The sequence below is a fragment of the Vibrio sp. 10N.286.51.C3 genome (genome assembly GCF_003050065.1).
Taxonomy (GTDB): Bacteria; Pseudomonadota; Gammaproteobacteria; order Enterobacterales; family Vibrionaceae; genus Vibrio; species Vibrio crassostreae.
In genome coordinates this window covers 129,788-143,762 of sequence record NZ_PIGC01000009.1, presented here as the reverse complement: position 1 = coordinate 143,762, position 13,975 = coordinate 129,788, and the positions used below count along the sequence as shown (strand labels likewise).

Here is a 13,975-nt window from a genome sequence, read left to right as displayed (position 1 = left end):
TAGTCTTAAAACAGAGTGGAACAAAAAGGGTCAAGCATCAACAAAAAAGCCCCTCAAAAGAGGGGCTTGCTACAAAAATATCATTTTAAATTGGACGTTCGCTTTTGGCTAAGCCCGAGCAGATGGTTGGATTAGTCCAGTTGAGGACCAGCGGCAACCAGTGACTTACCTTCAGCGTTGTCTGTGTACTTGTCAAAGTTGTTGATGAAGCGTTCTGCTAGATCTTTCGCTTTGCTTTCCCATTGTAGTGGGTCAGTGTACGTGTCGCGTGGGTCAAGAATCGCTGGGTCAACATCGTGTAGCGCTAGTGGCACTTCTAGGTTGAACATAGGAATAACCTTAGTATCAGCCTTGTCGATAGAGCCATCTAGGATTGCGTCGATGATGCCACGAGTATCTTGAATAGAGATACGCTTGCCTGTGCCGTTCCAACCTGTGTTCACTAGGTAAGCTTCAGCGCCAGCTGCTTCCATACGTTTCACGAGCACTTCAGCGTACTGAGTTGGGTGAAGAGTAAGGAACGCCGCACCAAATGCCGCAGAGAATGTTGGTGTTGGCTCAGTAATACCACGCTCAGTACCTGCTAGTTTCGCAGTGAAGCCAGATAGGAAGTGGTACTTCGTTTGTTCTGGAGTCAGTTTAGAAACTGGTGGTAGTACACCGAATGCATCAGCAGTCAGGAAGATAACTTTTTGAGCATGGCCTGCTTTTGAGACTGGTTTAACGATGTTATCGATGTGGTGAATCGGGTAAGAAACACGAGTGTTCTCAGTTTTTGAACCGTCATCAAAGTCGATAGAACCATCACCACGAACCGTTACGTTTTCTAGTAGTGCGTCGCGACGGATTGCATTGTAGATTTCTGGTTCTGCTTCTTTAGATAGGCGAATGGTTTTCGCGTAACAACCACCTTCGAAGTTGAAGATGCCATCATCGTCCCAACCGTGCTCATCATCACCGATTAGCTCACGTTTAGGATCGGTTGATAGAGTTGTTTTACCTGTACCAGATAGGCCGAAGAAGATGGCTACATCGCCTTTTTCGCCGACGTTTGCACTACAGTGCATTGAAGCAATGCCTTGCAGAGGAAGCAGGTAGTTCATCATTGCGAACATGCCTTTCTTCATCTCACCGCCGTACCAAGTACCACCGATGATTTGAACGCGCTCTGTTAGGTTGAAAGCAACGAAGTTTTCAGAGTTCAGACCCTGTTTTTCCCAATTAGGGTTGGTTGTTTTAGCACCGTTCATTACCACGAAATCTGGTTCGAACGTTGCTAGCTCTTCGTCTGTTGGACGAATGAACATGTTCTTAACGAAGTGCGCTTGCCACGCTACTTCAGTGATAATACGTACACTTAAGCGCGTATCAGGGTTAGCACCACAATAACCGTCGATGACAAACAGGCGCTTGCCAGATAGCTGAGTTGTCACAAGCTCTTTCAGCTCATTCCATACTTCAGTTGTAATCGGTTTGTTGTCATTTTTGCCTTGATCTGACCACCACATGGTATCGCGGGTCGTGTCATCTTTAACAATGTACTTATCTTTTGGTGAGCGGCCAGTAAAGATACCAGTGTCTACCGCAACAGAGCCTAGTTCCGTTACTACGCCTTTTTCGTAGCCTTCCAAACCTGGCAGTGTTTCTTCAACGAATAACTGCTCGTAGCTAGGATTACGAAGAACTTCAGTAACGCCAGTCAGTCCGTGCTTAGTTAGATCAATTTGTGCAGCCTTTGTATGTTCCATAACGGTCATAGGTGCTCCTTGTAGGATATTTTGTAGGGATTTTGTATTAATTTTTTATTGTTATCTGCTCACCATGCTAGCAACGAGACTCTGGGGAAACAGGGATACAGCTCAAAAAGTATCCATATTAATCTTGGGGTTTTAAGTGTCTCGTCACATATTGGCCTAACTAGTCTATCCTGTACGCAAACCTTTGCGCTAGGGGCGAGAACATTATTAATTGATTAAAATTAAGCGGTGATTTTATTACGAGATGTTACGGAGTTTGCGCTATTTTGATCACAAAAAAGGCCAGCTTAGTGCTGACCTTTTTGGGGTAAATTACGTGTTTTAGGTACGCCGTAAATTAATGAACCGTATTGCTGCCTTTATCTGCTGCTTCTGCGTACAGTGCGTCAACATCGTTCTTGTCGAACGAGTAGTTTGTGCCACAATAATCGCAGTGCAGACCAACGCTTCCTTCGGTACTTAGGATGTCGTAGATCTCTTCTTGAGCAACGGTAATGATTGCAGCTGCGCTTCGATCGCGTGAACAGCCGCAGAAGAACTCAACCGGTTGTGGTGTGAATAGCTGTACTTTCTCTTGGTTGTACAAACGGTAAAGCAGTTCGTTTGCTTCAAGAGAAAATAGCTCTTCGTTTTTCACTGTATCTGTCAGTTGCTCTAGGTGCTCGAAGTCGTCTGGTGTGCCAGTGCCGTCAGGCATAACTTGCAGCAACATACCTGCAGCATGTGCTTTGCCTTCGTGCTCACCAGTACGTAGCCATAGACGAGTCTTAAGCTGCTCAGAGTTTGCGAAGTAACCTTCAAGTACTTCAGCTAGTGTGTCGCCTTCAAGACCAACTATACCTTGGTAGCGCTCACCTTTCTTAGGATCGATAGTGATCACTAGGTGACCTTTACCCATTAGGTCGTGTAGACCTGCGTCATCTGCGATATCGCCTTCAAAACGAGCAACACCACGGATCTTCTGATCGTGGTCGCCATTGATAACTGCTAGAGATACAGGGCCGTCACCTTGCAATTGCATCGTGATAGAACCTTCAAACTTTAAGGTCGCAGTTAATAGCGTTGTTGATACCAATAGCTCGCCCAGTAGTTTTTGCACTGGTGCTGGGTATTCCTTGCTAGAAATAATCTGTTGGTACGCTTCATCCATTTGTACCAATTCACCACGTACTGATAGGTCTTCAAATAGGTAGCGATTTAAAACATTACTTGTAGACATTGGGTCTGCCATTTGGCTATTCCTTCTAGCTTATTGAGTCTTGAACTTAATGATGTCACGACGTTGCTTCTTATCAGGGCGACGCTCTGGAGCTGGGTTATGAGCATTCAGTTTACGCTGTGTCGCAAACTCTTCTCTTTTTGCCAAGCTCTCGGTGGTTTCTTCATAGAGGGTTTGAGCGATTGGAGCTCCACCACGATGAGCAGAGATTTTCTCGATAGTCACCGTCTTTTCTTCATTACCTTGGCGCAGTGTAATCACAGCCCCAAGTTCGACAATTTTACTTGGCTTGCTGCGCTGACCATTATAGTGGACTTTGCCACCATCGACCATGTTACGAGCAATGGACCGAGTTTTGTAAAAGCGTGCTGCCCACAACCATTTATCGAGTCTGACAGCTTCATTAGCAGTTTTCATATAGGGCAGTGCCTTATTTAGTAAGAAATGAATGCGGTTTAACTGTAATGAACAGTGCGCAACATGTTTTTGATGATGCTTATCACATTAGGTAGAGGTTTTATGTGGAGGCGGTTGGCATTTTTTTCAAGTCATAATACAAAATAGCCATGTTATGCCGATTTATCGATTTGCTATGATATAGTTTAAGATCTTATTGCTTAAATAAGCTTGGTATCGAACGAATGAATAAAAAAGCTGAAAGTTTAATGATTTGCAGCGTTTGTCGTCATGAAAAGGGACAAGGAAAGTGAACTTTTTAGAGCTCAAAAGTCGCGTAGGTAATTCTCCTATGTTGAGCCGCTTATTAGAGAATGGGTTTGTACTTCAGCAGAAACTAAGCCTAGCGATCTGTTGTGTATTGATTGCTGCTTCCGCATGGATTTTAGGGCAGCTTGCATGGTTTATCGAACCTGCCGAGCACACCGTCGTGCCTTGGGCAGCATCGGCTTCATCGTCTTCAACGCCTCAATCGACCCTGGATATATCTTCTTTGCAGCAGAGCAACATGTTTGGAGCTTACAACCCAAGCACGCCCGCTGTAGTTGAACAGCAAGTTATTCAAGATGCGCCTAAGACAAGATTAAACCTCGTTTTAGTGGGTGCAGTCGCTAGTTCTAATCCAAAACTGAGCTTAGCAGTGATCGCGAATCGCGGCACGCAAGCGACCTACGGGATTAATGAAGAGATTGAAGGCACCCGAGCCAAGCTCAAAGCGGTATTAGTCGATCGCGTGATCATTGATAACTCAGGACGAGACGAAACCCTGATGCTTGAAGGTATTGAGTACAAGCGTTTGGCCGTATCAGCGCCTGCGTCACCTCGAGCCTCTTCTTCGGTTCGTGGTAATAACCCGGCTTCTGCAGAAGAGAAGCTTGATGAAATTAAAGCGAAGATAATGAAAGATCCGCAACAAATCTTCCAATATGTTCGACTGTCTCAGGTGAAGCGCGACGATAGTGTTATTGGTTATCGTGTGAGCCCTGGCAAAGATTCAGAACTTTTTAACTCAGTGGGGCTCCAAAACGGAGATATTGCTACTCAGTTAAATGGACAAGACCTGACAGACCCAGCCGCTATGGGCAACATATTCCGTTCTATCTCAGAGCTGACAGAGTTAAATCTCGTCGTCGAGAGAGATGGTCAACAACATGAAGTGTTTATTGAATTTTAAAACTTTGCGTCTAACGAAGGACGAAAGTGTAGGAGAAGTACGTGAAGCATTGGTTTAAGAAAAGTGCATGGTTATTGGCAGGAAGCTTGATCTGCACACCCGCAGCCATCGCGAGTGATTTTAGTGCCAGCTTTAAAGGCACTGATATCCAAGAGTTTATTAATATTGTTGGTCGTAATTTAGAGAAGACGATCATCGTTGATCCATCGGTGCGCGGAAAAATCGATGTACGCAGCTACGACGTATTGAATGAAGAGCAATATTACAGCTTCTTCTTAAACGTATTAGAGGTGTATGGCTACGCGGTCGTTGAAATGGACTCGGGTGTTCTTAAGATCATCAAAGCTAAAGACTCTAAAACGTCGGCAATTCCCGTTGTCGGTGACCGTGATTCGATCACTGGCGACAGCGTAGTCACGCGTGTTGTGACGGTACGTAATGTCTCGGTTCGTGAGCTTTCTCCTTTGCTTCGTCAATTGAACGACAATGCCGGTGCGGGTAACGTAGTGCACTACGATCCTGCCAACATCATTCTTATTACCGGCCGAGCGGCGGTGGTAAACCGTTTAGCGGAAATCATCAAGCGTGTTGACCAAGCAGGTGATAAAGAGATTGAAGTCGTTGAGCTAAAAAATGCCTCAGCAGCAGAGATGGTACGCATTGTTGATGCGCTGAATAAAACCACAGATGCGAAGAATACGCCTGCATTCCTACAGCCTAAGCTGGTTGCTGATGAGCGTACCAATGCGATTCTGATTTCTGGTGACCCTAAGGTTCGTAGCCGTCTAAGAAAGCTTATCGAGCAACTTGATGTCGAAATGGCAACCAAGGGTAACAACCAAGTTATCTACCTAAAGTATGCGAAAGCTGAAGATTTGGTCGATGTGTTGAAAGGTGTGTCGGATAATCTGCAATCAGAGAAGCAGTCATCAACCAAAGGCAGCTCATCGCAGCGTAACCAAGTGATGATCTCTGCACACAGTGATACTAACTCTCTAGTTATTACCGCGCAGCCTGACATAATGAACGCTCTGCAAGACGTGATCGCTCAGCTGGATATTCGTCGTGCTCAAGTATTGATTGAAGCCTTGATCGTTGAAATGGCTGAAGGCGATGGCGTTAACCTTGGTGTGCAATGGGGTAACCTAGAAACAGGTGCAATGATCCAGTACAGCAACACTGGTGCGTCAATTGGTGGCGTAATGGTCGGTCTAGAAGAAGCTAAAGATTCTACTACAACCACCGCTGTTTATGACTCTGATGGAAAATTCCTACGAAATGAAACCACCACTGAAGAAGGTGATTATTCAACATTAGCCTCTGCACTTTCAGGTGTTAATGGCGCGGCAATGAGTGTGGTGATGGGTGACTGGACTGCACTTATTAGTGCGGTAGCGACCGATTCAAACTCAAACATCCTATCTTCTCCAAGTATTACCGTGATGGACAACGGCGAAGCGTCATTCATTGTGGGTGAAGAGGTGCCTGTTTTAACAGGTTCAACAGCAGGTTCAAGCAACGATAATCCATTCCAAACGGTTGAACGTAAAGAAGTGGGCATCAAGCTGAAGGTTGTTCCACAAATCAACGAAGGCGATTCTGTTCAGCTGAATATTGAACAAGAAGTGTCGAACGTATTGGGCGCGAACGGCGCGGTAGATGTACGTTTTGCTAAGCGTCAACTGAACACCTCTGTGATTGTTCAAGATGGCCAAATGCTGGTGCTGGGTGGTTTGATTGATGAACGTGCGTTAGAGAGTGAATCTAAGGTGCCATTCTTGGGTGATATTCCTGTTCTTGGGCACCTGTTCAAGTCAACCAGTACTCAGGTTGAGAAAAAGAATCTAATGGTATTCATCAAACCGACCATCATCCGTGATGGTATGACGGCTGATGGTATCACTCAGCGTAAATACAACTTCATTCGAGCTGAGCAGCTGTACAAGGCAGAGCAAGGTTTGAAACTGATGGCTGACGATAATATTCCAGTACTGCCTAAATTTGGTGCAGACATGAATCACCCGGCTGAAATCCAAGCCTTCATTGATCAAATGGAAACAGAATAATGGCTGAATTGGTAGGGGCGGCACGTACTTATCAGCGCTTGCCGTTTAGCTTTGCGAATCGCTACAAGATGGTGTTGGAATATCAGCATCCAGAGCGTCCGCCGGCACTTTATTATGTAGAGCCTCTAAAATCGGCGGCGATCATTGAAGTAAGCCGTGTGGTGAAAAATGGCTTCACGCCACAAGCGATCAGCGCAGACGAATTTGATAAAAAATTGACCGATGCGTATCAGCGTGACTCGTCGGAAGCTCGTCAGCTAATGGAAGACATTGGTGCTGACAACGACGACTTCTTCTCGCTAGCAGAAGAGTTGCCACAAGATGAAGACTTACTTGAATCGGAAGACGATGCACCAATCATCAAGCTAATTAACGCGATGTTGGGTGAGGCGATCAAAGAGGGTGCTTCAGATATTCATATCGAAACCTTTGAGAAATCACTGTCTATCCGTTTCCGTATTGATGGTGTGTTGCGTGATGTTCTTGCGCCGAGCCGTAAACTGGCTCCGCTGTTGGTGTCACGTGTCAAGGTTATGGCTAAGCTAGATATTGCGGAAAAACGCGTGCCACAAGATGGTCGTATTTCTCTGCGTATCGGTGGTCGAGCGGTCGATGTTCGTGTGTCTACGATGCCTTCATCGCACGGTGAGCGCGTGGTAATGCGTCTGTTGGATAAGAACGCGACTCGTCTAGACCTGCACAGTTTAGGCATGACGGCCGAGAACCACGAAAACTTCCGTAAGCTTATTCAGCGCCCACACGGTATCATCTTGGTTACTGGTCCTACGGGTTCTGGTAAATCAACGACCTTGTACGCTGGCCTGCAAGAGCTCAACAGTAATGAGCGAAATATTCTAACCGTTGAAGACCCAATCGAATTCGATATCGATGGCATTGGCCAAACACAAGTGAACCCTAAGGTTGATATGACCTTTGCGCGTGGTTTACGTGCCATTCTTCGTCAAGACCCGGATGTGGTAATGATTGGTGAGATACGTGACTTAGAGACCGCTGAGATCGCTGTTCAAGCCTCTTTGACCGGTCACTTAGTAATGTCGACCCTTCACACCAATACGGCAATCGGTGCGATTACACGTCTACGTGATATGGGCATCGAACCCTTCTTGATCTCTTCTTCGCTGCTGGGTGTTTTGGCTCAGCGCTTGGTTCGTACCCTATGTAACGACTGTAAAGAACCTTACGAAGCGGATAAAGAGCAGAAGAAGCTGTTTGGGTTGAAGAAGAAAGACAGCCTTACGCTTTACCATGCCAAAGGGTGTGAAAACTGCAGTCACAAAGGCTATCGAGGCCGTACCGGTATTCATGAACTCCTGATGATTGACGACTCGGTGCAAGAGCTTATTCACAGTGAAGCTGGCGAACAGGCGATTGAGAAAGCAATTCGTGGCACAACCCCAAGTATTCGAGATGATGGCTTGAGCAAAGTTCTAAAAGGGGTAACGTCCTTAGAAGAAGTGATGCGTGTGACCAAGGAAGTCTAGTATGGCGGCATTTGAATACAAAGCACTGGATGCCAAAGGTAAGAGCAAAAAAGGCTCTATTGAAGCGGATAACGCTCGTCAGGCTCGCCAACGCTTGAAAGAACAAGGCTTGATGCCGGTTGAGATGACTGAAGCCAAGGCTAAAACTGCGAAAGGTGCTCAGCCCTCGACCAGCTTTAAGCGTGGTATCAGTACACCTGATCTTGCTTTAATTACTCGACAAATATCCACGCTCGTTCAGTCTGGCATGCCGCTAGAAGAGTGTCTGAAGGCCGTGGCGGAACAATCTGAAAAGCCACGCATTCGAACCATGCTACTGGCGGTTCGTTCGAAGGTAACGGAAGGTTATTCGCTAGCGGATAGCTTGGCTGATTACCCACACATCTTCGATGAACTGTTTAGAGCCATGGTTGCGGCTGGTGAGAAATCTGGTCACTTAGATGCGGTATTGGAGCGGTTAGCCGATTATGCAGAAAACCGCCAGAAGATGCGCTCTAAGCTGCTACAAGCGATGATCTACCCTGTGGTGCTGGTGGTGTTTGCGGTGACGATTGTTTCGTTCCTGTTGGCAACCGTGGTACCTAAGATTGTCGAGCCTATTATCCAAATGGGCCAAGAGCTTCCTCAATCGACACAATTTTTATTGGCATCAAGTGAATTTATCCAGAATTGGGGTATCCAATTACTGTTGTTGATCATTGGTGTGATTGTGTTGATTAAGACCGCGCTGAAAAAACCGGGCGTTCGCATGAGTTGGGATCGCAAGCTATTAAGCATTCCACTGATCGGCAAAATAGCAAAAGGGATTAATACCTCTCGTTTTGCTCGAACACTCTCTATCTGTACTTCGAGTGCGATTCCTATTCTTGAAGGGATGAAAGTGGCGGTTGATGTAATGTCGAATCACCATGTGAAGCAACAAGTATTACAGGCATCAGACAGTGTTAGAGAAGGGGCAAGCCTGCGTAAAGCGCTCGATCAAACCAAACTCTTCCCTCCAATGATGCTGCATATGATCGCCAGTGGTGAGCAGAGTGGTCAGTTAGAACAAATGCTGACAAGAGCGGCGGACAACCAAGACCAAAGCTTTGAATCGACCGTGAATATCGCGCTAGGTATTTTCACACCAGCACTTATCGCTTTGATGGCAGGCTTAGTGCTGTTCATTGTGATGGCGACCTTAATGCCGATGCTTGAAATGAATAATTTAATGAGCGGCTAAATGACTGCTCACAAGACGTTAGTTTTTGGATTATCGAGAAGAAGGACATTATTACCTTCAACTCGCTGTCTGTAATTTGGAGAAAATAATGAAAAACAGAATGAAGAAACAATCAGGCTTTACCCTATTAGAAGTGATGGTTGTTGTGGTTATCCTTGGCGTATTGGCGAGCTTTGTTGTACCTAACCTATTGGGTAACAAAGAGAAGGCTGACCAACAAAAAGCCATCACTGATATCGTGGCGCTAGAGAATGCGCTCGATATGTACAAACTGGATAACAGCGTTTACCCAACAACGGATCAAGGTCTTGATGCATTGGTTTCTAAACCAAGTAGCCCAGAGCCTCGTAACTACCGTGACGGTGGCTACATCAAGCGTCTACCTAACGACCCATGGGGCAATGAGTACCAATACCTAAGCCCTGGTGATAACGGCACTATCGATATCTTTACACTTGGCGCTGATGGCCAAGAAGGTGGTGAAGGTATTGCTGCGGATATCGGCAACTGGAACATGCAAGACTTTCAGTAAGCCTAGGCTTATTGTCACTTGATGCCGTTATTTGATGTTAGGACGTAAACAGATGGAGTCTAAAGGTGAAAACTAAGCAAACACAGCCAGGTTTCACCTTAATTGAGATTCTTTTGGTATTGGTATTACTGTCAGTAACGGCGGTCGCGGTGATCGCGACCATTCCTACCAATAGTAAAGATGTTGCTAAAAAATACGCTCAAAGTTTTTATCAACGAGTTCAGCTACTCAATGAAGAAGCTATTTTAAGTGGCTTGGATTTTGGTGTTCGGGTTGATGAAAAAAAATCGACCTATGTACTGATGGCGCTTAAGTCTGAAGGCTGGCAAGAAGTCGACTTTGAAAAAATCCCCTCTTCAACTGAATTGCCGGAAGAACTCGCATTGTCACTGACTCTAGGTGGTGGTGCATGGGAAGACGATGATCGGCTGTTCAATCCAGGAAGCTTGTTTGATGAAGATATGTTTGCGGATCTGGAAGAGGAAAAGAAGCCAAAGCCACCACAGATCTACATCTTGTCGAGTGCTGAAATGACGCCATTTGTATTGTCGTTTTATCCAAATACCGGAGACACCATACAAGATGGTTGGCGTATTCGAGTATTGGATAATGGTGTCATTCGATTACTAGAGCCGGGAGAAGAATATGAAGAGGAATAACCGTTCTCCTTCTCGTGGTATGACCCTTGGTTCTCGAGGAATGACTCTGCTTGAAGTATTGGTTGCGCTCGCTATTTTCGCAACGGCAGCGATCAGTGTGATTCGTGCTGTTACGCAGCACATCAATACTCTCAGTTATCTAGAAGAAAAAACCTTCGCTGCTATGGTCGTTGATAATCAAATGGCCTTGGTGATGCTGCATCCTGAGAAGCTTAAAAAAGCACAGGGTACACAAGAGTTGGCTGGAAGAGAGTGGTTCTGGAAAGTTACGCCAATCGATACTAGCGATGATTTATTAAAGGCGTTTGATGTGAGTGTGGCAACCAATAAAAAAGCTTCTCCAGTGGTCACGGTGCGCAGCTATGTGGTTAACTAAAAACGTGTGGTTAGCTAAGAGCAAGTCGCTAGGTAAGAGCATGTCGGCAAATAAGCGTACGCCACGTAAACAAGGTCTATCTTCAAAAGGGAGAGGCTTTACCTTAATTGAAGTTTTGGTCTCGATCGCTATCTTTGCCACGTTGAGCATGGCGGCTTATCAGGTAGTGAATCAGGTTCAGCGCAGCAATGAACTCTCAATCGAGCGCAGTGCCCGCTTGAATCAACTGCAACGTAGTTTAGTCATTTTAGATAATGACTTTCGCCAGATGGCGGTGCGAAAATTTCGTACCAACGGTGAAGAAGCATCATCTAAGCTGATACTAATGAAAGAGTATTTACTGGATTCCGACAGCGTTGGCATCATGTTTACTCGCCTTGGTTGGCATAACCCACAGCAGCAGTTTCCTCGCGGAGAGGTCACCAAAGTGGGCTACCGTATTAAAGAAGAAACACTTGAGCGTGTGTGGTGGCGTTACCCCGATACCCCTGCAGGCCAAGAAGGTGTGATTACGCCTTTGCTTGATGATGTTGAAAGCTTGGAATTCGAGTTTTATGACGGAAGCCGCTGGGGCAAAGAGTGGCAAACCGACAAATCACTACCGAAAGCGGTAAGGTTAAAGCTAACCTTGAAAGATTATGGTGAGATAGAGCGTGTTTATCTCACTCCCGGTGGCACGCTAGATCAGGCCGATGATGCTTCAAACAGTGACTCTTCAGGCAGTAATGAGGGGAATAATGACTCATCGAACTAACAAGCTTGCACGGACAAGGTCAGCTATGGGTCGTAAGCAGCGTGGTGTCGCGCTGATCATTATCCTGATGCTATTGGCGATCATGGCAACTATCGCTGGCAGTATGTCGGAACGTCTGTTTACGCAATTCAAGCGCGTTGGTAATCAACTGAATTACCAACAGGCTTATTGGTACAGCATTGGCGTAGAAGCGCTGGTGCAAGACGGCATTAGGCAAAGCTACAAAGACAGTGATACCGTAAACTTAAGTCAACCATGGGCGCTAGAAGAGCAGGTATACCCATTGGATTACGGTCAAGTTAAGGGACGCATCGTTGATGCTCAGGCTTGCTTTAATCTCAATGCATTGGCGGGAGTGACGACCACTTCAAGTAACCAGACACCTTATTTGATCACGGTTTGGCAAACCTTATTAGAAAACCAAGACGTTGAGCCTTATCAGGCCGAGGTTATTGCAAACTCAACGTGGGAATTTGTTGACGCAGATACCCGAACCACCTCTTCAGCGGGGGTAGAAGACAGCACCTATGAAGCGATGAAGCCATCTTATTTGGCGGCGAATGGCTTAATGGCGGATGAATCTGAGCTAAGAGCGGTTTATCAGGTCACGGGTGAAGTGATGAATAAGGTTCGCCCGTTTGTTTGCGCTCTACCGAGCGACGATTTTCGCTTGAACGTGAATACACTCACGGAAAAGCAGGCGTCTTTATTGGAGGCGATGTTTGCACCTGGTTTAAGTGAGTCAGATGCTAAACAGCTAATAGACAAACGCCCATTTGATGGCTGGGATACGGTGGATGCTTTTATGGCTGAACCTGCCATTGTTGGCGTGAGTGCCGAAGTTAGCAAAAAAGCGAAAGCATATTTAACTGTAGATAGCGCCTATTTTGAGCTAGATGCAGAGGTATTAGTTGAGCAGTCACGTGTACGTATACGGACGCTTTTCTATAGTAGTAATCGAGAAACAGTGACGGTAGTACGCCGTCGTTTTGGAGGAATCAGTGAGCGAGTTTCTGACCGTTCGACTGAGTAGCGAACCACAAAGCCCTGTGCAGTGGTTAGTTTGGTCGACAAGCCAACAAGAAGTGATAGCAAGTGGCGAGTTGTCTAGCTGGGAGCAGTTGGATGAGTTAACGCCTTACGCTGAAAAGCGCAGCTGTATCGCTTTATTGCCGGGAAATGAATGCTTAATTAAGCGTGTTGAGATCCCGAAAGGTGCTGCTCGCCAGTTCGATTCTATGCTGCCGTTTTTATTAGAAGACGAAGTCGCACAAGATATCGAAGATTTACACCTGACGATTTTAGATAAAGACGCAACGCACGCTACCGTGTGTGGTGTCGACCGCGAATGGTTAAAGCAAGCTTTAGACCTGTTTCGTGAAGCCAATATTATCTTCCGTAAGGTGTTACCAGATACACTGGCCGTGCCTCTGGAAGAATCTGGCATCAGTGCATTGCAGATCGACCAGCATTGGTTATTGCGCCAAGGTAACTCTCAACGTCAAGGTAACTATCAAGCCGTGTCGATCAGCGAAGCATGGTTACCTATGTTTCTGCAAAGTGATTGGGTTGTTGCTGATGACGAAGAGCAAGCGACGACTATCTTTAGCTATACCGCGATGCCGAGCGAAGACGTTCAACAGCAGAGCGGTGCGAATTGGCAAGCAAAGCCTGCGGAATTGGTGATGTCTTTGCTGAGCCAACAAGCGATCACAAGCGGCGTAAATTTACTGACTGGCACCTTTAAAACCAAATCTTCATTCAGTAAATATTGGCGCGTATGGCAGAAAGTAGCGATTGCTGCTTGTTTGCTGGTGGCTGTGATTGTGACTCAACAAGTGTTGAAGGTTCAACAATACGAAGCTCAAGCACAAGCTTACCGCATGGAGAGTGAACGTATTTTCAGAGCAGTGCTCCCAGGTAAACAACGTATCCCAACAGTGAGCTATCTTAAGCGTCAGATGAACGATGAAGCCAAGAAATATGGCGGTTCAGGCGAGGGTGACTCCTTACTAGGCTGGCTAGCGTTATTGCCAGAAACGCTAGGGCAGGTGAAGTCAATCGAAGTCGAAAGTATTCGCTACGATGGCAACCGCTCTGAGGTTCGACTTCAGGCTAAAAGCTCTGATTTCCAACACTTTGAGACTGCGAGAGTGAAGCTCGAAGAGAAATTTACCGTTGAACAAGGTCCATTAAACCGTAATGGCGATGCTGTATTTGGCAGCTTTACTCTTAAACCCCATCAATAACCTGCGTAA

Annotated in this window: 13 protein-coding genes; 10 read left to right on the top strand and 3 right to left on the bottom strand. The window is 46.1% G+C overall.

The window, feature by feature from the left end; translation table 11 throughout:
- Positions 1-131: 131 nt before the first annotated feature.
- From pckA to hslR, 3 genes are all read right to left on the bottom strand, one after another.
- Positions 132-1,757, bottom strand: a complete 1,626-nt coding sequence (gene pckA, locus CWO27_RS12120) for a phosphoenolpyruvate carboxykinase (ATP) (RefSeq protein WP_048661293.1) — start codon at positions 1,755-1,757, stop codon at positions 132-134.
- Positions 1,758-2,094: 337 nt separating this feature from the next.
- Positions 2,095-2,988, bottom strand: coding sequence for an Hsp33 family molecular chaperone HslO (gene hslO / locus CWO27_RS12115; RefSeq protein ID WP_048669600.1), 894 nt, complete (start codon positions 2,986-2,988; stop codon positions 2,095-2,097).
- 18 nt (positions 2,989-3,006) lie between these two features.
- Complete coding sequence (gene hslR, locus CWO27_RS12110; RefSeq protein WP_048663055.1) at positions 3,007-3,393, bottom strand: ribosome-associated heat shock protein Hsp15; 387 nt, start codon at positions 3,391-3,393, stop codon at positions 3,007-3,009.
- 331 nt (positions 3,394-3,724) lie between these two features.
- Here hslR and gspC point away from each other — a divergent pair, with 331 nt between their 5' ends.
- From gspC to gspL, 10 genes are all read left to right on the top strand, one after another.
- Positions 3,725-4,606, top strand: coding sequence for a type II secretion system protein GspC (gene gspC / locus CWO27_RS12105; RefSeq protein WP_102432202.1), 882 nt, complete (start codon positions 3,725-3,727; stop codon positions 4,604-4,606).
- A gap of 41 nt (positions 4,607-4,647) precedes the next feature.
- Positions 4,648-6,672, top strand: coding sequence for a type II secretion system secretin GspD (gene gspD / locus CWO27_RS12100; protein WP_052880256.1), 2,025 nt, complete (start codon positions 4,648-4,650; stop codon positions 6,670-6,672).
- Positions 6,672-8,174, top strand: a complete 1,503-nt coding sequence (gspE, locus tag CWO27_RS12095) for a type II secretion system ATPase GspE (RefSeq protein WP_048661298.1) — start codon at positions 6,672-6,674, stop codon at positions 8,172-8,174. The genes gspD and gspE overlap by 1 nt, the downstream gene beginning before the upstream one ends.
- A gap of 1 nt (position 8,175) precedes the next feature.
- Positions 8,176-9,396, top strand: a complete 1,221-nt coding sequence (gene gspF / locus CWO27_RS12090) for a type II secretion system inner membrane protein GspF (RefSeq protein WP_048661299.1) — start codon at positions 8,176-8,178, stop codon at positions 9,394-9,396.
- A gap of 88 nt (positions 9,397-9,484) precedes the next feature.
- Positions 9,485-9,928 (top strand): type II secretion system major pseudopilin GspG, encoded by a 444-nt coding sequence (gene gspG, locus CWO27_RS12085; RefSeq protein ID WP_017062485.1) that lies wholly within the window; start codon positions 9,485-9,487, stop codon positions 9,926-9,928.
- A 65-nt stretch (positions 9,929-9,993) separates the two neighbouring features.
- Positions 9,994-10,587, top strand: coding sequence for a type II secretion system minor pseudopilin GspH (gene gspH / locus CWO27_RS12080; RefSeq protein WP_061019412.1), 594 nt, complete (start codon positions 9,994-9,996; stop codon positions 10,585-10,587).
- A complete protein-coding gene (gene gspI / locus CWO27_RS12075) occupies positions 10,574-10,963 on the top strand; it encodes a type II secretion system minor pseudopilin GspI (protein WP_102432201.1) in 390 nt (129 codons plus the stop codon). The genes gspH and gspI overlap by 14 nt, the downstream gene beginning before the upstream one ends.
- The gene (gene gspJ / locus CWO27_RS12070) at positions 10,950-11,717 is read left to right on the top strand and encodes a type II secretion system minor pseudopilin GspJ (protein WP_107899023.1); all 768 of its coding nucleotides are present in this window, start codon (positions 10,950-10,952) and stop codon (positions 11,715-11,717) included. Before gspI ends, gspJ begins: the two co-directional genes overlap by 14 nt.
- Positions 11,701-12,750: a type II secretion system minor pseudopilin GspK gene (gene gspK, locus CWO27_RS12065; RefSeq protein ID WP_102432199.1), complete on the top strand. Its 1,050-nt coding sequence runs from the start codon at positions 11,701-11,703 to the stop codon at positions 12,748-12,750. Before gspJ ends, gspK begins: the two co-directional genes overlap by 17 nt.
- Positions 12,719-13,966: a type II secretion system protein GspL gene (gene gspL, locus CWO27_RS12060; protein WP_102432198.1), complete on the top strand. Its 1,248-nt coding sequence runs from the start codon at positions 12,719-12,721 to the stop codon at positions 13,964-13,966. Before gspK ends, gspL begins: the two co-directional genes overlap by 32 nt.
- Positions 13,967-13,975: the final 9 nt, after the last annotated feature.